17 protein-coding genes are annotated in these 22,657 nt (G+C 60.8%); 9 read left to right on the forward strand and 8 right to left on the reverse strand.

The features are described 5' to 3' along the window. Window positions 1–81 precede the first annotated feature (81 nt). The 5 genes from prpF to AC0Z4S_RS25990 form a co-directional block, all read right to left on the reverse strand. Window positions 82–1,272: a 2-methylaconitate cis-trans isomerase PrpF gene (gene prpF, locus AC0Z4S_RS25970; protein WP_485625056.1), complete on the reverse strand. Its 1,191-nt coding sequence runs from the start codon at window positions 1,270–1,272 to the stop codon at window positions 82–84. A 55-nt stretch (window positions 1,273–1,327) separates the two neighbouring features. Beyond that, window positions 1,328–3,922 carry a Fe/S-dependent 2-methylisocitrate dehydratase AcnD gene (gene acnD, locus AC0Z4S_RS25975; protein ID WP_485625057.1) on the reverse strand — a complete coding sequence of 865 codons (2,595 nt, stop codon included), beginning with the start codon at window positions 3,920–3,922 and terminating at the stop codon, window positions 1,328–1,330. Window positions 3,923–4,114: 192 nt separating this feature from the next. Next, on the reverse strand, window positions 4,115–5,242 hold the full coding sequence (gene prpC / locus AC0Z4S_RS25980; protein ID WP_485625058.1) for a bifunctional 2-methylcitrate synthase/citrate synthase: 1,128 nt from the start codon (window positions 5,240–5,242) through the stop codon (window positions 4,115–4,117). A gap of 146 nt (window positions 5,243–5,388) precedes the next feature. Beyond that, window positions 5,389–6,279 carry a methylisocitrate lyase gene (gene prpB, locus AC0Z4S_RS25985; protein WP_041479146.1) on the reverse strand — a complete coding sequence of 297 codons (891 nt, stop codon included), beginning with the start codon at window positions 6,277–6,279 and terminating at the stop codon, window positions 5,389–5,391. After that, window positions 6,276–6,998, reverse strand: coding sequence for a GntR family transcriptional regulator (locus tag AC0Z4S_RS25990; protein WP_200890496.1), 723 nt, complete (start codon window positions 6,996–6,998; stop codon window positions 6,276–6,278). The genes prpB and AC0Z4S_RS25990 overlap by 4 nt, the downstream gene beginning before the upstream one ends. A gap of 413 nt (window positions 6,999–7,411) precedes the next feature. On the opposite strand from AC0Z4S_RS25990, the gene rloA reads away from it, so the two are divergent. The 4 genes from rloA (at window position 7,412) to pabB (ending at window position 12,124) form a co-directional block, all read left to right on the forward strand. Next, a complete protein-coding gene (rloA, locus tag AC0Z4S_RS25995; RefSeq protein ID WP_039762988.1) occupies window positions 7,412–7,948 on the forward strand; it encodes a retropepsin-like aspartic peptidase RloA in 537 nt (178 codons plus the stop codon). Between the two features lie 5 nt (window positions 7,949–7,953). Beyond that, complete coding sequence (rloB, locus tag AC0Z4S_RS26000) at window positions 7,954–9,489, forward strand: osmotic stress tolerance membrane protein RloB (RefSeq protein ID WP_116659146.1); 1,536 nt, start codon at window positions 7,954–7,956, stop codon at window positions 9,487–9,489. Continuing rightward, a complete protein-coding gene (locus AC0Z4S_RS26005) occupies window positions 9,489–10,475 on the forward strand; it encodes an alpha-L-glutamate ligase-like protein (RefSeq protein ID WP_056784132.1) in 987 nt (328 codons plus the stop codon). Before rloB ends, AC0Z4S_RS26005 begins: the two co-directional genes overlap by 1 nt. Window positions 10,476–10,780: 305 nt before the next feature. After that, window positions 10,781–12,124 (forward strand): aminodeoxychorismate synthase component I, encoded by a 1,344-nt coding sequence (gene pabB / locus AC0Z4S_RS26010; protein WP_485625059.1) that lies wholly within the window; start codon window positions 10,781–10,783, stop codon window positions 12,122–12,124. A 93-nt stretch (window positions 12,125–12,217) separates the two neighbouring features. Here the strand turns inward: pabB and thrH are convergent, their stop codons facing one another. Next, entirely contained in the window at window positions 12,218–12,835 is a 618-nt protein-coding gene (gene thrH, locus AC0Z4S_RS26015) for a bifunctional phosphoserine phosphatase/homoserine phosphotransferase ThrH (RefSeq protein ID WP_485625060.1), read from the reverse strand. A gap of 164 nt (window positions 12,836–12,999) precedes the next feature. Here thrH and AC0Z4S_RS26020 point away from each other — a divergent pair, with 164 nt between their 5' ends. From AC0Z4S_RS26020 to AC0Z4S_RS26030, 3 genes are all read left to right on the forward strand, one after another. Then, on the forward strand, window positions 13,000–13,740 hold the full coding sequence (locus tag AC0Z4S_RS26020) for a phosphoadenylyl-sulfate reductase (RefSeq protein WP_485625061.1): 741 nt from the start codon (window positions 13,000–13,002) through the stop codon (window positions 13,738–13,740). A gap of 572 nt (window positions 13,741–14,312) precedes the next feature. Then, window positions 14,313–15,851: an NCS1 family nucleobase:cation symporter-1 gene (locus AC0Z4S_RS26025; RefSeq protein ID WP_485625062.1), complete on the forward strand. Its 1,539-nt coding sequence runs from the start codon at window positions 14,313–14,315 to the stop codon at window positions 15,849–15,851. Window positions 15,852–15,905: 54 nt separating this feature from the next. Continuing rightward, window positions 15,906–16,634 (forward strand): aspartate/glutamate racemase family protein, encoded by a 729-nt coding sequence (locus AC0Z4S_RS26030; protein WP_485625063.1) that lies wholly within the window; start codon window positions 15,906–15,908, stop codon window positions 16,632–16,634. Window positions 16,635–16,740: 106 nt separating this feature from the next. Here the strand turns inward: AC0Z4S_RS26030 and AC0Z4S_RS26035 are convergent, their stop codons facing one another. After that, window positions 16,741–17,664, reverse strand: a complete 924-nt coding sequence (locus AC0Z4S_RS26035; RefSeq protein ID WP_485625064.1) for a LysR family transcriptional regulator — start codon at window positions 17,662–17,664, stop codon at window positions 16,741–16,743. 125 nt (window positions 17,665–17,789) lie between these two features. On the opposite strand from AC0Z4S_RS26035, the gene AC0Z4S_RS26040 reads away from it, so the two are divergent. After that, the gene (locus tag AC0Z4S_RS26040; RefSeq protein ID WP_485625065.1) at window positions 17,790–18,536 is read left to right on the forward strand and encodes a 3-oxoacyl-ACP reductase family protein; all 747 of its coding nucleotides are present in this window, start codon (window positions 17,790–17,792) and stop codon (window positions 18,534–18,536) included. Window positions 18,537–18,596: 60 nt separating this feature from the next. Here the strand turns inward: AC0Z4S_RS26040 and AC0Z4S_RS26045 are convergent, their stop codons facing one another. Next, window positions 18,597–19,292 (reverse strand): HAD-IA family hydrolase, encoded by a 696-nt coding sequence (locus AC0Z4S_RS26045; protein ID WP_471879459.1) that lies wholly within the window; start codon window positions 19,290–19,292, stop codon window positions 18,597–18,599. A gap of 240 nt (window positions 19,293–19,532) precedes the next feature. On the opposite strand from AC0Z4S_RS26045, the gene AC0Z4S_RS26050 reads away from it, so the two are divergent. Further along, window positions 19,533–22,657, forward strand: a 3,125-nt coding sequence (locus AC0Z4S_RS26050; RefSeq protein ID WP_485625066.1) for a DUF6531 domain-containing protein, incomplete at its 3' end; no start/stop codon positions are given.

Genomic DNA, 22,657 nt, shown 5'->3' on the forward strand with positions numbered 1-22,657 from the left:
TGCGATCTTTTGATTTTGTTTTTCGCGATCAAGATCAAAAGATCGCAGCCTTCGGCAGCTCCTACCTGGTTTTGTGTTAAGTCAGAAAGAATCTCCAGGCACGCGGACGTGGCCTTCCATGAGAACGCGCGCGCTGCGGCTCATGATGGCTTTCTTCACCACCCACTCGCCGTTTTCCAGCGTCGCCTCAGCACCCACGCGCAACGTTCCCGACGGATGGCCGAAACGCACGGCGTTGCGTTCAACCCCACCCGCAGCAAGATTCACCAACGTCCCGGAAATCGCCGCCGCCGTGCCGATCGCCACCGCCGCCGTGCCCATCATCGCGTGATGCAGTTTGCCCATCGACAACGCGCGCACCAGCAGATCGACATCACCCGCGGCAATCGCTTTACCGCTCGACGCGACGTAATCCGCAGGCTTGGCCACAAACGCGACTTTCGGCGTGTGCTGGCGCTTGGCCGCTTCTTCCAGATTGGAGATCAGGCCCATGCGCAACGCACCGTAGGCGCGAATGGTCTCGAACATCAGCAACGCTTTCGGATCGCCATTGATCGCGCCTTGCAGTTCGGTGCCGGTGTAGCCGATGTCTTCGGCGTTGACGAATATCGTCGGGATCCCGGCATTGATCATGGTCGCCTTGAACGTGCCGACACCCGGCACCTCCAGCTCATCGACCAGATTACCGGTGGGGAACATCGAGCCGCCGCCACCCTCTTCTTCCGCCGCCGGATCCATGAATTCAACCTGCACTTCGGCCGCCGGAAAGGTCACGCCGTCGAGTTCGAAATCACCGGTTTCCTGCACTTCGCCGTTGGTGATCGGCACGTGGGCGATGATGGTCTTGCCGATGTTGGCCTGCCACACGCGCACCACCGCCACGCCGTTGTGCGGAATGCGGCTGGCGTCAACCAGACCGTTGCTGATGGCGAACGAACCGACCGCCGCCGAGAGGTTGCCGCAGTTGCCGCTCCAGTCGACGAACGGCTTGTCGATCGACACTTGGCCGAACAGGTAATCGACGTCGTGATCGGCGCGGGTGCTTTTCGACAGGATCACTGTTTTGCTGGTGCTCGACGTTGCGCCGCCCATGCCGTCGATTTGCTTGTCGTACGGGTCGGGACTGCCGATCACCCGCAGCAGCAGCGCATCACGTGCCGGGCCAGGAACCTGCGCGGCTTCGGGCAGATCGGTCAGGCTGAAGAACACGCCTTTGCTGGTGCCGCCGCGCATGTAGGTGGCTGGGATTTTGATCTGTGGTGCGTGAGCCATGATTGCTCCTTTGAAGCGGCCAAGGGACTGATCACCCATTGGCCGCTGAACCTGTTTAAACGGTTACCGCCGCCCCTTCGAGGAAGTCCTGAGCGAAGCGCTGCAACACGCCGCCCGCCTCGTAGATCGACACTTCTTCAGCGGTATCGAGACGGCAGGTCACCAGCACTTCGACACGCTCGCCATTCTTGCGATGAATCACCAGCGTCAGATCCGCGCGCGGTTTGCGCTCGCCGATCACGTCATAGGTTTCGCTGCCATCAATGCCGAGCGTGTGACGATTGGTGCCGGGTTTGAATTCCAGCGGCAACACGCCCATGCCCACCAGGTTGGTGCGGTGAATGCGCTCGAACCCTTCAGCGGCAATCGCCTCGACACCGGCAAGGCGCACGCCTTTGGCCGCCCAATCACGGGACGAACCCTGACCGTAGTCGGCACCGGCAATGATGATCAGCGGCTGCTTGCGCTGCATGTAGGTTTCGATGGCTTCCCACATGCGCATGACCTGGCCTTCCGGCTCGACGCGGGCCAGCGAACCCTGTTTGACCTTGCCGTTTTCCACGACCATTTCGTTGAACAGTTTCGGGTTGGCGAACGTCGCGCGCTGGGCGGTCAGGTGGTCGCCACGGTGGGTGGCGTAGGAGTTGAAGTCCTCCTCCGGCAAGCCCATTTTCGCCAGGTATTCGCCGGCGGCGCTGTCGAGCATGATCGCGTTGGACGGCGACAGGTGATCGGTGGTGATGTTGTCCGGCAGCACCGCCAGCGGGCGCATGCCCTTCAACGGACGCGCGCCGGCCAGTGCACCTTCCCAATACGGCGGACGGCGGATGTAGGTGCTCATCTCGCGCCAGTCGTACAGCGGCGCGACTTTCGGCCCGGTGTCTTCATGCACGGCGAACATCGGAATGTAGACCTGACGGAACTGCTCGGGCTTGACCGATGACTTCACCACCGCATCGATTTCTTCGTCGCTCGGCCAGATGTCTTTCAGGCGGATTTCCCGACCATCCACCACGCCCAGCACATCCTTTTCGATATCGAAACGGATGGTCCCGGCGATCGCATAAGCGACTACCAGCGGCGGCGAGGCGAGAAACGCCTGCTTGGCATACGGGTGAATGCGGCCGTCGAAGTTGCGGTTGCCGGAAAGCACCGCGGTCGCATACAGATCGCGGTCGATGATCTCTTGCTGGATCAGCGGATCGAGGGCGCCGGACATGCCATTGCAGGTGGTGCAGGCAAACGCGACGACGCCGAAACCGAGCTGTTCCAGCTCAGTGGTCAGCCCCGCTTCGTCGAGGTACAGCGCGACGGTTTTCGAACCCGGCGCCAGCGAGGATTTCACCCACGGCTTGCGGGTCAGGCCGAGCTTGTTGGCGTTGCGCGCCAAGAGGCCAGCGGCGATGACGTTGCGCGGGTTGCTGGTGTTGGTGCAACTGGTGATGGCGGCGATGATCACCGCGCCGTCGGGCATTTGCCCCGGCACGTCATCCCACTGGCCGGAGATGCCTTTCGCCGCCAGATCCGATACCGCGACGCGAGCGTGCGGGTTGCTCGGGCCAGCCATGTTGCGCACCACCGAAGACAGGTCGAAGGTCAGGCCACGCTCGTATTGCGCGCCTTTCAGACTGTCGGCCCACAGACCGGTGAGCTTGGCGTATTGCTCGACCAACTGCACTTGCTGGTCTTCACGACCAGTCAGTTTCAGGTAATCGATGGTTTGCTGATCGATATAGAACATCGCCGCCGTGGCGCCGTACTCCGGGGCCATATTGGAGATGGTCGCGCGATCGCCGAGGGTCAGCGCCGCTGCACCTTCGCCGAAGAACTCCAGCCAGGCGCCGACGACTTTCTGTTTGCGCAGGTATTCGGTCAGGGCCAGGACCATGTCGGTGGCGGTGATGCCCGGTTGCAGCTTGCCTGTCAGTTCGACGCCGACGCTTTCCGGCAGGCGCATCCACGACGCGCGGCCGAGCATCACACTCTCGGCTTCGAGGCCGCCGACGCCGATGGCGATCACACCCAGCGCGTCGACGTGAGGGGTATGGCTGTCGGTGCCGACGCAAGTGTCGGGAAACGCGACGCCTTCGCGCACCTGGATCACCGGCGACATTTTCTCCAGGTTGATCTGGTGCATGATGCCGTTGCCCGGCGGGATCACGTCGACGTTCTTGAAGGCCTTTTTGGTCCAGTTGATGAAGTGGAAACGGTCTTCGTTGCGGCGATCTTCAATGGCGCGGTTTTTCTCGAATGCCTGGGCGTCGAACCCACCGGCCTCGACGGCCAGCGAATGGTCGACGATCAATTGCGTCGGCACCACCGGGTTGACCTGCGCCGGGTCACCGCCCTGCAAGGCGATCGCATCGCGCAGGCCAGCAAGGTCGACCAGCGCGGTCTGACCGAGGATGTCATGGCAGACCACCCGCGCCGGGAACCACGGGAAATCGAGATCGCGTTTGCGCTCGATCAGTTGCTTGAGCGAAGCGGTCAGCGTGCTCGGGTCGCAGCGCCGCACAAGGTTTTCCGCGAGCACGCGGGAGGTGTACGGCAGGGTGTCGTAGCTGCCAGGCGCAATCGCCTCGACCGCCGCGCGGGTGTCGAAGTAATCCAGCGGCGTGCCAGGCAGGTTCTTGCGGAATTCTGTGTTCATCGGGTCAGGACTCGGCTCACGGTGATTTCAAGTGATGGGCGTTACACCGACCTCAAGGGTCACACCGCCCCGTGTAGGAGCTGCCGAAGGCTGCGATCTTTTGATCTTGCTTCTGGAAAATCAAAGTCAAAAGATCGCAGCCTTCGGCAGCTCCTACAGGGGGTCTGCGGTGTACTCGGGTCAGCTCACCATTCAGCGACGTTCGATTGGCACGAACTTGCGCTGATCGACGCCGACATACTCGGCGCTCGGACGGATGATGCGGTTGTTGGCGCGTTGTTCGAACACGTGCGCGGCCCAGCCGGTCAGGCGCGAGCAGACGAAAATCGGCGTGAACAGCTTGGTCGGGATGCCCATGAAGTGGTACGCCGAGGCATGGTAGAAGTCGGCATTCGGGAACAGTTTCTTCTGCTCCCACATGGTCTTGTCGATGGCTTCCGATACCGGGAACAACACCTTGTCGCCGACCTCGTCAGCGAGTTTTTTCGCCCAGCCCTTGATCACCTCGTTGCGCGGGTCGCTGTCCTTATAGATCGCGTGGCCGAAGCCCATGATCTTGTCCTTGCGCTCGAGCATGCCGAGGGTGCCTTTGATCGCCTCTTCTGGCGACGAGAAGCGCTCGATCATTTCCATCGCCGCTTCGTTGGCGCCGCCGTGCAACGGCCCACGCAGCGAACCGATGGCCGCCGTCACGCACGAAAACAAATCCGACAGCGTCGAAGCGCAAACACGCGCGGTGAAGGTTGAGGCGTTGAATTCGTGCTCGGCGTAGAGGATCAGCGACACGTTCATGACTTTGACGTGCAGTTCGCTCGGTTTCTTGCCGTGCAGCAAATGAAGGAAGTGGCCGCCGATGGACGGCTCATCGCTGACGCAATCGATGCGTTTGCCGTCGTGGCTGAAGCGATACCAGTAGCACATGATCGCCGGGAACGCCGCGAGCAAGCGATCGGTCTTGTCGCGCTGTTCGGCGAAGTCTTTCTCCGGCTCGATGTTGCCGAGGAACGAGCAACCAGTGCGCATGACGTCCATCGGATGCGCGTCGGCTGGAATGCGTTCGAGCACTTCTTTCAGCGCTTGCGGCAGATCGCGCAGCTTGCTCAGTTTGCTTTGATAGTCCGCCAGTTGCGCTTTGGTCGGCAGTTCGCCGTACAGCAGCAGGTAGGCGACTTCTTCAAATTGCGCGTCGGCGGCCAGTTCACGCACGTCGTAGCCGCGATAGGTCAGCCCGGCACCGGCCTGGCCCACGGTGGACAGTGCGGTCTGCCCGGCTACCTGACCCCGGAGTCCGGCGCCACTGAGTACTTTTGCTTCGGCCATTGCTATCTCCAATTTTTGAATTTGTTAGGGAATCTGCAATTACGGTGTTGTTCGCAAAAGATCGCAGCCTTCGGCAGCTCCTACATCGACCGCGTTCCTGTAGGAGCTGTCGAGTGAAACGAGGCTGCGATCTTTTGATCTTTCAATCATTTTTTCGCGGCAAACAATGCATCGAGCTTCTGCTCGAACGTGTGGTAATCGATACGATCGTAGAGCTCCATGCGAGTCTGCATGGTGTCGATGACATTCTGTTGCGTGCCGTCGCGGCGGATCGCCGTGTAGACGTTTTCCGCGGCCTTGTTCATCGCGCGGAACGCCGACAGCGGGTAAAGCACCAGCGAGACGTCAGCGCCGGCCAGTTGTTCGGTGGTGTACAGCGGGGTCGCACCGAACTCGGTGATGTTGGCAAGGATCGGTGCTTTCACACGATTGGCGAACAGCTTGTACATGTCCAGTTCGGTAATCGCTTCCGGGAAGATCATGTCGGCGCCCGCCTCGATGCACGCTGCCGCGCGATCAAGTGCCGATTCCAGACCTTCCACCGCCAGTGCGTCGGTACGCGCCATGATCACGAAGCTGTCATCGGTACGGGCATCGACGGCGGCTTTGATGCGATCGACCATCTCCTGCTGGCTGACGATTTCTTTATTAGGGCGATGGCCGCAGCGCTTGGCGCCGACCTGATCCTCAATGTGAATCGCCGCCGCGCCGAACTTGATCATTGACTTGACCGTGCGCGCGACGTTGAACGCCGACGAACCGAAACCGGTATCCACGTCTACCAGCAGCGGCAGGTCGCAGACATCGGTGATGCGGCGCACGTCGGTCAGCACATCATCCAGCCCGGTAATGCCCAGGTCCGGCACGCCAAGAGATCCCGCGGCCACACCGCCACCGGAGAGGTAGATCGCCTTGAAACCGGCGCGTTTGGCAAGCAGCGCGTGGTTGGCATTGATCGCGCCGACCACTTGCAAAGGATGCTCGCTGGCGACCGCATCGCGGAAGCGCTGGCCCGGCGTGTTCAGGTTGGAAGTCATGCATCACCTCGTTCAGTGGCTGTCTGGTTGTGGGCGCCGTCCTCGTAGTGACGGGCGATGTTGCGTTTCGAGGCACCGATGTGGCGGCGCATCAACAATTCCGCGAGCTCGCCGTCACGGTCGGCGATGGCATCGAGAATGCGGTGGTGTTCGGCGAAAGCCTGATGCGGGCGGTTCGGCGTGGTGGAAAACTGGATGCGGTACATGCGCACCAGTTGATACAGCTCGCCGCAGAGCATCTGCGTCAGCGTGCGATTGCCGCTACCCTGGATGATCCGGTAATGAAAGTCGAAATCGCCTTCCTGCTGGTAATAACCGACGCCCGCCTGAAACGCCGCATCGCGCTCGTGGGTTTCCAGCACCCGGCGCAACTCGTCGATTTCCTCGACGCTCATGCGCTCGGCGGCGAGGCGGCAGGCCATGCCTTCGAGGGATTCACGGATTTCATAGAGTTCGATCAATTCGGCATGGCTGAGCGAGACCACCCGCGCACCGACGTGCGGCACGCGCACCAGCAGGCGCTGCCCTTCCAGACGATGGATCGCCTCACGCAACGGCCCCCGGCTGATGCCATAGGTGCGCGCCAGCTCCGGCTCGGAGATCTTGCTGCCCGGGGCGATCTCGCCCTTTACGATGGCGGCCTGAATGCGTCGGAAGACGTTTTCCGACAGCGTCTCGGAATCGTCGCCATTGATGACCGGGGGATCGAGTTGATCCAGCATGATTGTCGACACCTTGAAATCCAATGCGGCAAAAACTAGCCAATAAGGCCGCATCAGTCAAAGGATAAATAGGCATTGTCGACAATCGTCTAATAACCACAGACAACTGTGCACTCAACCACTGTGGGAGCGAGCTTGCTCGCGAAAGCGGAATTTCAGTCAAATATGCTTCGAATGGCACACCGCTTTCGCGAGCAAGCTCGCTCCCACAGGGGGCTCCACAGGAATAACTGCTCAACGCCCATGGACCGGCGCAAGCGCTGGCGCCATAAAACCACCGTGCTAGAATGCCGCCCGCATTTGCGGGTCTTTCTACGGCTTGCCATAAAAAGCTGCCAGGCACACGCGGGGGCTTGCGCACGGTTGTGCGGGCACCTGAACCGATAACGGAACGCTGCGCACCAGGATTTATGAGACTCAAGCCTTTCCCCACCTTTTTTGCTCTGTTTTGCCTGCCCGGCCTCGCCGCCGCGGGGGAAAAAACCGTGTACGGCCTCAACGAATACGCTTCGCTTGACGGCATCAATCTGGAAGTTGCGGCCAAACTCGACACCGGGGCGAAAACCGCCTCGCTGAGCGCTCGCGACATCAAACGCTTCAAACGCAACGGTGAATCCTGGGTACGTTTCTACCTGGCGATCGACGCCGCGCATTCGCACCCGATCGAACGGCCGCTCGCGCGGGTCAGCAAGATCAAGCGCCGCGCCGGCGACTACGACCCGGAAGAAGGCAAGCAGTACACCGCCCGTCCGGTGATCGAGCTGGATATCTGCATGGGTTCGGCATTGCGCAGCATCGAAGTGAACCTCACCGACCGAAGTGCGTTCCAATACCCGCTTTTGATCGGCTCCGAGGCGCTGAAACGCTTCGACGCGCTGGTCGACCCCAGTCTTAAATACGCTGCCGGCAAACCTGCCTGCACCATCGCCGCTCATACCGCCGAGTAATTTCCATGCGTTCTCTAACCTTCCACCTGAAAATCCTGATCGCCGTGCTGGTGCTGCTGGGCGTTTCGGTTACGGCCTATCAGATTTTCGTGCTCGGCATCCCGGTGACCGAAGACGCCACCGACGACCTGTGGAACATCGACGCCAAGGTCGAGTTCGTCGCCAGTACCAAAGATCCGGTGAAGATCCAGATGTTCGTGCCGCCGTTGAGCCGCGATTACGTCAGTCTCAACGAAAGCTTCATCTCCAATAACTACGGCGTCGCGGTCAACCGCGTCGACGGCAACCGCAAGGTGACCTGGTCGGCCCGTCGCGCCAAGGGCAACCAGACCTTGTATTACCGTCTGGTGCTGACCAAGCGGTACACCGCGGAAAAATCCAAGGTCAAAGGCCCGACCTTCCGTGACAGCATGGTCATCGAAGGCCCGGAAAAGATCGCCGCCGAAGCCCTGCTCGCGCCGATCCGCCAACATTCGGCCGACGTCGAAACCTTTATTGGCGAGGCGATCAAGCGCGTCAACAACGTCAACGACGACAATGTGAAGTTGCTGCTGGCCGGCGATCCGTCGACCTCGCACAAAGCCAAAATTGTTGAATTGCTGCTGTCGATTGCCCACGTTCCGGTAGAAAAAGTCCACACCATCCGCCTCGTTGCCGATCAGCCACAGACACCCGAGCTGTGGCTGCGCAGCTTCAACGGTAACGACTGGCTGTACTTCAATCCGGAGACCGGTGAGCAAGGCCTGCCAACCGACCGCCTGCTGTGGTGGACCGGCGACGAAAACCTGATCACCGTCGACGGCGGCAAGAAAGCCAACGTGACCTTCAGCCTGAACAACAGCGAGATGAACGCGATTCGTCTGGCCAAGCTGACCGACGAAAACACTGACGCCAACTTCCTCGATTACTCGCTGTACGGCCTGCCGCTGCAGACCCAGCAGACCTTCATGATCATGGTGATGATCCCGATCGGCGTGCTGGTGATCCTGATCCTGCGCAACCTGATCGGCCTGCAGACCCTGGGCACGTTCACCCCGGTGCTGATCGCCCTGGCCTTCCGCGAAACGCAACTGGGCTTCGGCATTCTGCTGTTCACGGTGATTACCGCGCTGGGCCTGTCATTGCGCTCTTATCTTGAGCATCTGAAACTGCAAATGCTGCCGCGCCTGTCAGTGGTACTGACGTTTGTCGTGGTGCTGATAGCGGCGATCAGTCTGTTCAGCCACAAGCTGGGGCTTGAGCGTGGCTTGTCGGTGGCGCTGTTCCCGATGGTGATTCTGACCATGACCATCGAGCGTCTGTCGATCACCTGGGAAGAACGCGGCGCCAACCATGCGCTGAAAGTCGCCATCGGCACGCTGTTCGCCGCCTCCCTGGCGCACCTGATCATGACCGTGCCGGAGCTGGTGTACTTCGTCTTCACCTTCCCGGCGATCCTGCTGATTCTGGTCGGCTTCATGCTGGCGATGGGTCGCTATCGCGGCTACCGCCTGACCGAACTGGTGCGTTTCAAGGCCTTCCTGAAGAAGGCTGACGCCTGATGTTCGGTTTCTGGAAGACCTGGAAGGCCCTCGAGGCGCGCGGCATCATGGGCATCAACCGCCGAAACGCGGACTACGTGCTCAAGTACAACAAGCGCAGCCTGTACCCGATCGTCGATGACAAGATCCTCACCAAGGAACGCGCCATCGCCGCCGGCATCCATGTGCCGGAGCTGTACGGAGTGATCTCCACCGAGAAGGAAATCGACAAGCTCGACGAGATCATCGGCGGGCGCAGCGACTTCGTGATCAAACCAGCGCAAGGCGCGGGCGGCGACGGCATCATCGTCATCGCCGACCGCTTCGAAGGTCGCTATCGCACGGTGTCGGGCAAGATCCTCGCCCATGAAGAGCTGGAGCATCACATCTCGAGCATCCTCACCGGCCTGTACTCGCTGGGCGGCCACCGCGACCGCGCGCTGATCGAATACCGCGTGACCCCGGACCAGATCTTCAAAAGCATCAGCTACGAAGGCGTGCCGGACATCCGCATCATCGTGCTGATGGGTTACCCGGTGATGGCGATGCTTCGTTTGCCGACCCGCCAGTCCGGCGGCAAGGCCAACCTGCACCAGGGCGCCATTGGCGTTGGTGTGGATCTGGCCACCGGCCTTACGCTGCGTGGCACCTGGCTGAACAACATCATCACCAAACACCCCGACACCACCAACGCGGTGGACGGCGTGCAACTGCCCTACTGGGACGGTTTCATGAAACTCGCCGCCGGTTGCTACGAGCTGTGCGGGCTGGGTTATATCGGTGTGGACATGGTGCTCGATCAGGAAAAAGGCCCGCTGATTCTTGAACTGAATGCGCGGCCGGGGCTGAATATTCAGATCGCCAACGATTGCGGGCTGACTTTGCGTACCCATGCGGTGGAAGCGCGGCTGGAAGAGCTGAAGGCGCGGGGCGTGACGGAGTCGGTTGAAGAGCGGGTGGCGTTTACTCAGGAAATGTTTGGGCATATACCTGCGGTCGAAGGCTAAAAGCTGAAAAGCCCCTCACCCTAGCCCTCTCCCGGAGGGAGAGGGGACTGACCGAGGTGTCTAGGCGAGATACGCCGACCTCAACGTCTTGAGTCGAACGCAGGCTTTGAAAAGCGTGAAGATCGGCTCCCTTTTGCGGAATAACGAGCGGAATTCGGATCTTGAAAAGCATGCAGTTCTGCTCCCTTTCCCCCTCGCCCCCTTGGGGGAGAGGGCTGGGGTGAGGGGGTAGGCTTTTGACTTTGATCTGGCCTGCGAGAGGACTACAATCCTCACCCCGCCTCAACGGCCGATCTGCCCCGCCCATGTTGACCTGTTCCGTACACCCGCTGCCCTACCGCGCCAATCCCGCCGACTATTTCGCGGCCATCCGCCACGCTCCCGGCGCCGTGCTGCTCGACAGCGGCCGGCCGAGCGCTGAACGCGGCCGTTATGACTTGCTCAGCGCCTGGCCGCTGGAACAACTGGCGGTATTGCCGGACGAAAGCGGTGCGCACTTTCTGCAGCGCCTGCGCGACAACCTCAGCCGCTTGGGCGAAGCACAATTGCCTGCCGGGTACGAATTGCCGTTCGCCGGCGGACTGATCGGTTACCTGAGCTACGACTTCGGCCGGCATCTGGAGAACCTGCCGAGCCAAGCGCTGGATGACTTGCAACTGCCCGATGCGCGTTTTGGTCTTTATGACTGGGCATTGATCAGCGATCACCAGGCGCAAACCAGCCAATTGGTCTTTCATCCATCGCTTGCTGACAGTGAACGGCAGCGACTGGTCGCGCTGTTCACTCAGCCTCAAGTTGACGCGCTGGCGCCCTTCAAACTGAATGCGCCGATGGCCGCTGATCTCTCGGCAGACGATTACCGTCAGGCCTTCGAGCGCATTCAGAATTACATCCAGGCCGGCGATTGCTATCAGGTCAACTTCGCGCAACGCTTCCGCGCTGAATGTCAGGGCGACCCATGGCTGGCTTATTGCGCATTGCGCCTAGCCTGCCCGACACCGTTCTCCGGTTTCCAGAGCCTGCCCGACGGTGGCGCGGTGCTTAGCCTGTCGCCGGAACGCTTCGTCAGAGTCAGCCAGCGCCAAGTCGAAACCCGTCCGATCAAAGGCACCCGCCCCCGCGGCCTGACCCCAGCCGAAGACGCCGCCAACGCCGCCGAACTGTTGGCCAGCCCCAAGGATCGCGCGGAAAACCTGATGATCGTCGACCTGCTGCGCAACGACCTCGGGCGCACCTGTCGCATCGGCTCGGTGCGCGTGCCGGAGCTATTCAGTCTGGAGAGCTATCCGAATGTGCATCATCTGGTCAGCAGCGTGACCGGTGAACTGGCGGCGGAGCGTGACGCGCTGGACCTGATCGCCGGCAGCTTCCCCGGCGGCTCGATCACCGGCGCACCGAAGATTAGGGCGATGCAGATCATCGACGAGCTGGAGCCGACCCGGCGCGGGTTGTATTGCGGATCGTTGCTGTACCTGGACGTGCGCGGCGAGATGGACAGCTCCATCGCCATTCGCAGTCTGTTGGTCAAGGATGGCCAGGTGTGCTGTTGGGGCGGCGGCGGGATCGTCGCCGATTCCGACTGGCAGGCGGAGTATCAGGAATCGATCACCAAAGTGCGGATCCTGCTCGATACCCTGCAAAACCTCTGAATGACACACCCCCTGCAGGAGCTGCCGAAGGCTGCGATCTTTGCTTTTGAAAATCAAAAGATCGCAGCCTTCGGCAGCTCCTACAGGGACGGTTTACAGACTCAAGTCGCGGTTTGAGGCCTTGAGAAATTCCTGCTTCAGCTCTTCAAACGTATGCACCGCCGGGAACTGCGGAAACTCGCGAATCACGTTGTCCGGCGCATGAAACAGAATCCCTGCATCTGCCTCACCGAGCATCGTCGTGTCGTTGTACGAATCGCCCGCCGCAATCACCCGGTAATACAGGCCCTTGAACGCCAGCACCGACTGGCGCTTGGGATCTTTTTGACGCAGTTGATAGCCAGTCACCCGCCCGGTTTCGTCAGTGACCAAGCGGTGGCAAAGCAGAGTCGGGAAGCCCAGCTGGCGCATCAGCGGCTGCGAGAATTCATAAAAAGTGTCCGAGAGAATCACCACCTGAAAGCGCTCGCGCAGCCAGTTGACGAACTCCACCGCGCCGTCCAGCGGTTTCAGCGTGGCGATCACTTCCTGAATGTCCGAGAGCTTGAGGCCGTGTTCATCGAGGATGCGCAGACGCTGCTTCATCAATACGTCGTAATCGGGAATGTCGCGGGTGGTGGCCTTGAGGGCGTCGATTCCGGTTTTTTCGGCGAAGGCGATCCAGATTTCCGGTACCAGTACCCCTTCAAGATCCAGGCAAGCAATTTCCACAGGACACTCCCGTTTGTAGTGATTATTGGGTCGAGCGAGGCCGAACTCTAGCCTTTGCACCTGAGGCGCGCAACGCAGAGGACGCCCCGGGCGCGGCAGCTTTTTGTTACCATCGGCCCCCTATAGAGCGCCCGAGCGCCACTGACCTGTAGGAAGCCGCCCTGATGAGCCCAACGTTCGACGTCGTGGAACTCGCCACGACCTATGCCAACAAATCCGCCCAGGACATCCTCAAACTCGCGTTTGCCGAGTTCGGCGATGACTTGTGGATATCTTTCAGCGGCGCCGAGGACGTGGTGCTGGTGGACATGGCGTGGAAGCTGAACAAGAACGTCAAAGTGTTCAGCCTCGACACCGGCCGCCTGCATCCGGAGACCTACCGCTTCATCGAGCAAGTGCGCGAGCACTTCCAGATCGACATCGAAATCGTCTCGCCGGACTACACGAAGCTCGAACCGTTCGTGAAGGAAAAAGGCCTGTTCAGTTTTTATAAGGACGGCCATGGCGAGTGCTGCGGCATCCGCAAGATCGAACCGCTGCGCCGCAAGCTGTCCGACGTAAAAGCCTGGGCCACCGGCCAGCGCCGCGACCAGAGCCCGGGCACCCGCAGCGCCGTAGCGGTGCTGGAAATCGACACAGCCTTCTCGACGCCGGAACGCACTCTATACAAGTTCAACCCGCTGGCGCAGATGAGCAGCGAAGAGATCTGGGGTTATATCCGCATGCTCGAACTGCCGTACAACAGCTTGCACGAGCGTGGTTTCATCAGCATCGGTTGCGAACCCTGCACCCGCCCGGTACTGCCGAACCAGCACGAGCGCGAAGGCCGCTGGTGGTGGGAAGAAGCCACGCAGAAAGAATGCGGGCTGCATGCGGGGAATATCATCAGCAAGAGCAAGGTTTGATTTCCTGTTGAAATAAGAACCTGTGGGAGCGAGCTTGCTCGCGAATGCGGTATTCCAGTCGATAAAATTGTCACTGACACAACGCCTTCGCGAGCAAGCTCGCTCCCACAGGGGTCATCTGCACAGTTCTTAAATGTGTACACAAGGTTGTCACCATCGGTGCCATTTATGTGTGCACTTTCAGTTTTTACGCCCTGAAAAGTTACATTCCTCAGCAGAGTCCCATCTGCCTGCCTTTCTGCAAAATCCCTCCCCGAAAAAAAATACCTGTCCAGTCGATCAGTTTATATCGCCGTTTTTTCAGCGTCTTATGACCCATCGATAACTATTCGAAATGATCCGCGCTGCCGCTAGATCCGCAACTGGCACAAATCTGGCTTTATCGCATACATGTTTTGTATACAAAACTGCAAAACATGCACACTTTCGATCCGCAAGCCTGAAGCGCCCTATCCCGTACAGGCTGCAGATGCCCCGTAACCAGTGATGGTTTCACCGCCGCGCCGAAGATTTGTCGAGCCTGAGCGCTCATGCACAGTCATCGCGGCGGTGAACGTCAGGAGCCTGCCGGAATGCGTACAAGTCTTTCGAATAACATCGCGCTGAATCTGCCCTCCTCCACGCTTGATCAACCGTTGCCCCACGACGGATTGAGCGAGCCGCTGCAACTGAGCCCGCGTCTGCACAACAGCGATCTGGCGCCGACCAAAGCCGAGGGACGGCGCTGGGGTCAGTACAGCATCTTCGCCCTGTGGACGAATGACGTGCACAACATCGCCAACTACTCGTTCGCCATCGGCCTGTATGCGTTGGGCCTGGGCGGCTGGCAGATTCTTCTGTCGCTGGGGATCGGCGCGGCGCTGGTGTACTTCTTCATGAACCTGTCCGGCTACATGGGGCAGAAAACCGGGGTGCCGTTTCCGGTGATCAGCCGGATCAGTTTCGGCATCCATGGTGCGCAAATTCCTGCATTGATCAGGGCAGTTATCGCCATCGCCTGGTTCGGTATTCAGACTTATCTTGCCTCGGTGGTATTCCGCGTCTTGCTCACCGCCGTGCATCCCGGTTTCGCCGAATACGATCACAACTCGATTCTCGGCCTGTCGAGCCTGGGCTGGGTGTGCTTTGTGGTGATCTGGCTGGTGCAACTGGCGATCCTCGCCTACGGCATGGAGATGGTGCGCCGTTACGAGGCGTTTGCCGGGCCGGTGATTCTGCTGACCGTTGCCGCCCTCGCCGCGTGGATGTATTTCCAGGCCAACGCGACCATTGCCTGGTCGATTCGCGAGCCGCTGACCGGGGCCGAGATGTGGCGCAACATTTTTGCTGGCGGCGCGTTGTGGCTGGCGATCTACGGCACGCTCATCCTTAATTTCTGCGACTTCGCCCGCTCTTCGCCGTGCCGCAAGACCATCAAGGTAGGAAATTTCTGGGGCTTGCCGGTGAACATTCTGGTATTCGCCGCGATTACCGTGCTGCTCTGTGGCGCGCAGTTCCAGATCAACGGGCGGATCATTGAAAGCCCAACCGAGATCATCGCCTCGATCCCCAACACCTTCTTTCTGGTGCTCGGCTGCCTGGCTTTTCTGATCGTCACCGTCGCGGTGAACATCATGGCCAATTTCGTTGCCCCGGCGTTTGTTCTCAGCAACCTCGCGCCGAAGTACCTGACTTTCCGCCGCGCCGGGCTGATCAGCGCGACCATCGCCGTGTTGATCCTGCCGTGGAACCTCTACAACAGCCCGCTGGTGATCGTTTACTTCCTATCGGGCCTCGGTGCCCTGCTCGGCCCGTTGTACGGGGTGATCATGGTCGACTACTGGCTGATCCGCAAAGGCCGGATCAACGTGCCGCAGCTCTACAGTGAAGACCCCAATGGCGCTTATTACTACAACCGCGGCATCAATTTCCGCGCGGTGGCGGCGTTTATTCCTGCAGCGCTGATCGCCATCGTCCTGGCGCTGGTGCCAGGTTTCCACAACGTTTCGCCGTTCTCCTGGCTGATCGGTGCCGGCATCGCCGGCATGCTTTACCTGATCATCGCCAAACGCCAGACGCACTACGCCGACGTCAGCGGCGAATGCATCGCTGTGGATAACGTCTGCCACTGATCCCTTCGCGGCCCGGTTTTCGGGCCGCACCACTGCCCGCAATAAGGATTTTCCATGCGTATTCTCGTGGTCAACGTCAACACCACCGAATCCATCACCGACGCCATCGCCCGCTCGGCGCAGGCCGTCGCTTCACCCGGTACCGAAATCGTCGGCCTGACCCCGTACTTCGGCGCCGAATCGATTGAAGGCAATTTCGAAAGCTACCTGGCCGCCATCGCCGTGATGGATCGGGTGATGGCCTACGATCATCCGTTCGATGCGGTGATCCAGGCTGGCTACGGCGAGCACGGCCGCGAAGGCTTGCAGGAATTGCTCAACGTGCCAGTGGTAGATATCACTGACGCGGCGGCCAGCACCGCGATGTTTCTCGGCCATGCCTACTCGGTGGTGACCACGCTGGATCGCACCGTGCCGCTGATCGAGGATCGGCTGAAATTGTCCGGCCTGTGGGATCGCTGTGCCTCGGTGCGCGCCAGTGGTCTGGCGGTTCTGGAGCTGGAACACGAACCGCAGCGGGCACTGGAAGCGATCGTGCAGCAGGCGGAATTGGCGGTTACCCAGGACAAGGCCGAGGTGATTTGCCTGGGCTGCGGCGGCATGGCCGGGCTGGACGAACAGATCCGTCGGCGCACCGGCGTGCCGGTGGTGGACGGGGTCACGGCGGCGGTGACGATTGCCGAATCGCTGGTGCGCTTGAAGTTGTCGACGTCCAAGGTGCGCACGTATGCGACGCCACGGCCGAAGACCATTATTGGCTGGGCGCAGCGGTTTGCTCGATAGACCGCGTTATCGTTCATCGCGAGCAGGCTCACTCCTACATTTGGAATGCGTCCCCTGTGGGAGCGAGCCTGCTCGCGAATGCAAACGACTCGGTCCCAAGCCTTACTTAGATGGCACTAAACCGCCGCCCCAGCCCCTGCTCAACAAACTGCTCAATCACAAAATCAACAAACGCCCGGGTCTTGCCCGGCAACAATTTGTGCTCGGCGTAATAGATCGAAATGTTGCCGTCATCGACAAACCAGTCCGGCAGCACCCGCTGTAACGTCCCTGCCTGAAGATACGCGACCGCAAACGGCATGCTCACCAGCGCAATGCCCAAACCTTGCATCGCCGTCGCACACGCCGCCTCAGAATCGCTCATGGTCATCCGCGCCCGCAACGTCAGCGGACTGTGTTGCTGATCGCGATGGCTGAGTTGCCAGGAACGCACACGCCCGGTCTGCGGTGAGCGAATCAGAATGCCGTCGTGCAGCTGGAGATCATCGGGATGCACGATCGGCGCATGGTTCTGCAGATAATCCTGCGACGCCACCAGCACCCGATGCGCCGGCGTCAGCCTGCGCGCAACCACGCCTTGTGGCAGTTCAAAGCCGCCGCCAATCGCCGCGTCGAAGCCCTGCCCGATCAGATCGACCTGACGGTTATCGAAATGCCAGTCCGGGTTGATCGCCGGATAGCGCCGCAAGAATTCACCGAGCAGCGGCACGATATACAGACGCCCGAACACCGTGCCCATGCTGACTTTCAGCGTACCGGCCGGCTGCCCTCCAGCGCTGGCCAGATTGGCCACGGCATTCTGGATGGTGGTCAGGCTGGCGCTGACCTCACTCAAAAACAGCTGCCCCGCTTCGGTCAACGTCAGGCTGCGTGTACTACGCTGGAACAGCCGCACGCCGAGGCGCGCTTCCAGTTTCGCCACGCTCTTGCCCACCGCTGCCGGGGTCAGGCTCAAGCGCCGCGCGGCTTCGGCAAAGCTGCCGACTTCGGCGCTGCGCACAAAGCATTCGATACTGCTGAACGTTTCCATGATCGCCACTATAAACTTCTGGTTTACACAGACTATAGCAATCATGGTCTACCCGGTTGTCGATGCCACGCCGATACTCGGCACCAACAGCAAGGCACTCCGCCTTGAACACTTGGAGATCGAACATGACCACTCAACACCTCAGCGGCAAAGTCGCTCTGATTCAAGGCGGTTCGCGCGGCATCGGCGCAGCCATCGTCAAACGTCTGGCCGCTGAAGGCGCCGCCGTGGCTTTCACTTACGTCAGCTCCGCCGCCAAAGCCGAAGAGCTGCAGAACAGCATCACCGGCAACGGCGGCAAAGCCTTGGCGATCAAGGCCGACAGCGCTGATGCCAGCGCGATTCGCCACGCCGTCAGCGCCACCGTCGAAGCGTTTGGCCGGCTGGACATCCTGGTCAACAACGCCGGCGTGCTGGCCATCGCGCCGCTGGAAGATTTCAAACTGGAAGACTTCGATCAGACCCTGGCCATCAACGTGCGCAGCGTGTTTATCGCTTCGCAGGAAGCGGCGAAGCACATGGGCGAAGGCTCACGGATCATCAACATCGGCAGCACCAACGCCGACCGCATGCCCTTCGGCGGTGGCGGTGTCTACGCGATGAGCAAATCGGCGCTGGTCGGCCTGACCAAAGGCCTGGCCCGCGACCTCGGCCCGCGCGGCATCACCATCAACAACGTGCAACCTGGCCCGGTCGACACCGACATGAACCCGGCCCATGGCGACTTCGCCGAGAGCCTGATCCCGCTGATGGCTGTGGGTCGTTACGGCACTCCCGATGAAATCGCCAGCTTCGTCGCCTACCTGGCCGGGCCGGAAGCCGGTTACATCACCGGTGCCAGCCTGACCATCGACGGTGGTTTCGGCGCCTGACAGACCGGCCAAAAAACGCCGCCCTTCTTTATAGGAAGGGCGGCGTTTTTATCTGAGCGATCAGGCCAGTTCCAGCGTCGGCAGACCAAAAGCGCTTGGCCTGAAGTCTTTCAGCGAGCGAAGAATGCCGTCGGCGTGGGCATACTTCTCATCGGCCATCGCGGCGTCAGGGATGGCGATCGCGGTCATGCCTGCTGCTTTCGCCGCAGTGACGCCGAACGGCGAATCCTCAAACACCAGACAATCCTTGGGCGCAACGCCCAGCCGCCGGGCGGCGGTGAGGAAGATGTCCGGCGCCGGTTTGGCCGCGCCGACTTCCGGATCATCCGCCGTGACGATGAAATCGAACAGCGCGAACCAGTCACGGTGCAGGGTGGTTTTCTGGCCGAACGACTGGCGCGACGAACTGGTGCCGACCGCAATCGGAATGTTATGCGCCTTGAGGTGACGCACCAGCGCCTCGGCCCCCGGCATCGCCTGCGCCTTGGGGAAACGCTCGCGCATCAGCGGCTCGCGAATCTCAAGAAACTCTTGTGGGGTGATCGGTAGCTCCAGCGCCTGCACCACGTAATTGGCCAGGTCATTGGCACCGCGACCAATGATGTTCTGCTTGACGCTCCAGTCAAAGGTTTTCCCGTAGCGCCCGGCAATCAGCGAGGTGACCTCGGTGTAAATGCCCTCGGTGTCGAGCAGCAAACCGTCCATATCGAAAATCACGGCCTTGATCGGGCCGAACGTCTTCAGCGGTGCATTCATCATCGGATCCGTTAACAAAGACATCCCGGGCGACAGGCAACGTGCCGCAACGCGGATCTGATTAATGGGTTCAGCAGCATAGCGAGGGCGATGGACATTGGGCAACGGGCAATCCCGTCGACGCGCTCTGCGCATTTAGCGAAACATCCTACAGATACTGCCTACTTCCCCGACTTCTTTCCTTTTTGATCCCCCGCAAAGTCCGCGCTCCCGTTTCTTCCTATGCGCGAGCGACTGCGAATGTTTCAACCCGATCGGCTCCTGGCCCTGAACAACAGCATCGGACTGCTGGTGGTGGCCGCCCTGAATCCCAAGCAGCCAGATTTTGAAGCGCTGATCGACGAGTTCCGCCTGTGCCTGAACAACTACGAGGCCTGGGCCGAGCAGTTCTGGACCGGGACGGCGCTGGACATTGAGCAGGTGTTCCAGGTCGGCAATGACGTGCAACTGAGCGCGCCGATCACCTCGCGCGCACCTGTCAGCTCATCGGTGGTCATGTGTCCGGCCAGCGGGCCGCTGACCCTGGTGCATTTGTTCGAAACCGCGCGCTTTGTGCCGATCGGCGACACCCCGGTGACCCTCGAACCGCTGCTCAGCGAAGTCGACGGCGTGCAGACCTACGGCGAGCCACTGCGCTACACCATCGGCCCGAGCGGGATCCTCGAGGTGACCGATTGCATGCGCGGCCAGCGCTATCGCATCACCTTCTTTCCCAACGTTTCCTCCGCCCATGTCCGCGCCCTGTATGCCTCATATGAAGGGGTCATTGCCGGTCTTGAAGGTTGGCTGCGCGGCGAATGGACAGGCTTTCAGCCGCAGTGGATGGAGTTTTCCAGCGGCGGTTTTCTTGATCGTTACGGACAGTTGCAACGGGCCGATTGGCGCGGTCTGGAAAAAGCCCTGAACGGGGTCTGGGATGACATCCAACAGCTGTTCGCCCTCCTCGCTGATCTGCAGGAGCACAGCGCAAAGCTCCTGGAATACCTGAGCGAAGTCGAACTTGAGGCGCTGCTTGCCGCTTCAAATGAAGCGATTGCCAACGCCTTGCTGATGCTCAGCGACGAGCCGTTGCTGTTCATTCATCTGGCTGCGTTCACCAGTTGGCTGAAGATGCTGCCGCCGCAATATCTCGCCGAAGTGGTGGCCGAAGTTCGCACTGAGTTGCTGATCAGTTTCCTGTTGATGCGCGTGGCGGGCGGTGCCGGCGTATCGCTGCGTTTGAGCAGCAAGGTGCTGGCCAGGATCAAGTCGCCACGGGCGCGGGAATGGCTGGCCGCCTCAGCCTTGCGTCTTGCTGAGCTGACTTCGACGCCGGAACTCAAGCAGCACGCGAGCACGCTAAAGCCGCTGATGGTTCACGCCCGGAATGTTCAGCTGAAGCCGACGCCGTCGATTCCGCTGAACATTCGCCAGGCCGACGCGGTGGTGCTCAACGTGCCGAATCCGGCAACCCTCGCGCGGGAAAAATCCCAAGGCATGGCGCGCCTTGAGCGCCACGAGCCCCACGACGACGCCCCCGACCAGGCGAAAAACCCCAACGGCGACGCCGCCGACTGCGTCCCCAATACCTGCAAAAACGGCTGTCCGGTGTCGATGGTCACCGGCGAAGAACTGCTGACCCTGACCGACGCGGTGCTCGACGGTGTGCTGCCCTTCGAGTTCACCCGTTTGTATCGCAGCAGCGCCGTCGAGATCGACATCGGCCTGGGTTTCGGCTGGAGCCATACCCTGGCCCATCGGCTGGCTTTCGACGGCGATGGCGTGATCTGGATCGACCACGAGAATCGCCGCACCCGCTTTCCCCTGCCCAATGTCGCCCGCCCGGCGATTCACAACAGCCTGTCACGGGCGGCGATCTTTCTCGGCGATGAACCGGAAGAACTGATTCTCGCTCTGGCCGGGGACAGCGCGCGGTTCTATCACTTTCGCGCCGGCCGGCTGACGGCGATCAGCGATGTCTACGGCAATCGTCTGACCCTGCAACGCGACCGCTCCGACCGCATTCAGCGTCTCGATAACGGCGCCGGCCGCGCGCTGCTGTTGCGTTATGACCGCACGCAACTGGTGGCGGTCGATTATCAGGTCTTGGTTCAGGGCGAGTGGACCACCGAACAAAACCTCGCCACCTACAGCTTCGATGCCCGCCAACGCCTGTTGGTCGCGACCAACGCGGTTGGCGACAGCGAGCGCTACGACTACGACGACCACCACGTCATCCTTCAGCGCCAGCTGACCGGTGGCGCCAGCTTCTTCTGGGAGTGGCAACGCGAGGGCAAAGCGGCGCGCTGCGTGCGCCATTGGGCCTCGTTCTCGCAGATGAACACGCGTTACGTCTGGAACGATGACGACGCCAGCGTGACCGTGCACTACGTCGACGGCACCGAAGAAGTCTACGTCCACGACGAGCGCGCACGGCTTGTGCGGCAGGTCGCGGCCGATGGTGGCGAGCAGCTCAAGGCCTATGACGAGCAGGGCCGCTTGATCGCCGAGCAGGATGCTTTGGGCGCGGTCACCGAGTACCGCTACGACGAACTCGGGCGGCTGGTCGCGCTGATTCCGCCGGACGAGGCGCCAACGTCCTACGAGTACCGCAACGGTTTTCTCCACAAGCGTAGCCGTGGCGACGCAGTGTGGATCTATCGGCGCAACGCCGAAGGCGCGGTCACCGAAGCGGTCGATCCTGACGGTCAGGTCACCCATTACTACTACAACCTGCGCGGTCAGTTGCTGTCGTTGCGTTACCCGGACAGCAGCCGCCATCGCTGGGTGTGGAACGAGCTCGGCCAGCTCATTGAAGAAACCCTGCCCGATGGCGGCGTGCGGCGCTTTTCCTACGATGCGCTGGGACGGCGGATTACCACCCAGGATGAATTTGGTGTCGTCAGCCGTCAGCAGTGGGACGCGGCCGGCCGACTGATCCTGACGACTTCTCCTACGGGCAGCACGCGCGCCTACAGCTACGGCGCCTACGGCCAGATCACTGCTGAACGCGATGAACTCGGGCGCATCACCCGCTATGAATATGACGATGATTTGCACCTGGTCTCGCGGCGGATCAACCCCGACGGCACCCGCGTGCAGTACCGCTATGACCATGCGCGGTTGCTGCTCACCGAGATTGAAAACGAGTCCGGAGAAAAGTACCGACTGGATTACACGCCGACCGGATTGATCCGCCAGGAAACCGGGTTTGATGGGCGGCCCACGGCTTATGCGTATGACCTCAACGGTCATCTGCTGGAAAAGACCGAGTTTGGTGATTTCGGCCTGAGTCTGCTCACCCGGTATGAGCGCGACAAGGCCGGGCGTTTGCTCGTCAAAACCCTGCCCGATGGGATGAAAGTCCGCTACGACTACGATCGCCT

This window comes from Pseudomonas sp. 1L-B-1-E-C1, from assembly GCF_057291835.1.

Excerpts from the sequence above, each read along its gene's own strand:
- prpF (WP_485625056.1), bottom strand. The coding sequence starts at position 1,272 with ATGGCTCACGCACCACAGATCAAAATCCCAGCCACCTACATGCGCGGC.
- acnD (WP_485625057.1), bottom strand. The coding sequence starts at position 3,922 with ATGAACACAGAATTCCGCAAGAACCTGCCTGGCACGCCGCTGGATTAC.
- prpC (WP_485625058.1), bottom strand. The coding sequence starts at position 5,242 with ATGGCCGAAGCAAAAGTACTCAGTGGCGCCGGACTCCGGGGTCAGGTA.
- prpB (WP_041479146.1), bottom strand. The coding sequence starts at position 6,279 with ATGACTTCCAACCTGAACACGCCGGGCCAGCGCTTCCGCGATGCGGTC.
- rloA (WP_039762988.1), top strand. The coding sequence starts at position 7,412 with ATGAGACTCAAGCCTTTCCCCACCTTTTTTGCTCTGTTTTGCCTGCCC.
- rloB (WP_116659146.1), top strand. The coding sequence starts at position 7,954 with ATGCGTTCTCTAACCTTCCACCTGAAAATCCTGATCGCCGTGCTGGTG.
- AC0Z4S_RS26005 (WP_056784132.1), top strand. The coding sequence starts at position 9,489 with ATGTTCGGTTTCTGGAAGACCTGGAAGGCCCTCGAGGCGCGCGGCATC.
- pabB (WP_485625059.1), top strand. The coding sequence starts at position 10,781 with ATGTTGACCTGTTCCGTACACCCGCTGCCCTACCGCGCCAATCCCGCC.
- AC0Z4S_RS26020 (WP_485625061.1), top strand. The coding sequence starts at position 13,000 with ATGAGCCCAACGTTCGACGTCGTGGAACTCGCCACGACCTATGCCAAC.
- AC0Z4S_RS26025 (WP_485625062.1), top strand. The coding sequence starts at position 14,313 with ATGCGTACAAGTCTTTCGAATAACATCGCGCTGAATCTGCCCTCCTCC.
- AC0Z4S_RS26030 (WP_485625063.1), top strand. The coding sequence starts at position 15,906 with ATGCGTATTCTCGTGGTCAACGTCAACACCACCGAATCCATCACCGAC.
- AC0Z4S_RS26035 (WP_485625064.1), bottom strand. The coding sequence starts at position 17,664 with ATGGAAACGTTCAGCAGTATCGAATGCTTTGTGCGCAGCGCCGAAGTC.
- AC0Z4S_RS26040 (WP_485625065.1), top strand. The coding sequence starts at position 17,790 with ATGACCACTCAACACCTCAGCGGCAAAGTCGCTCTGATTCAAGGCGGT.
- AC0Z4S_RS26045 (WP_471879459.1), bottom strand. The coding sequence starts at position 19,292 with ATGAATGCACCGCTGAAGACGTTCGGCCCGATCAAGGCCGTGATTTTC.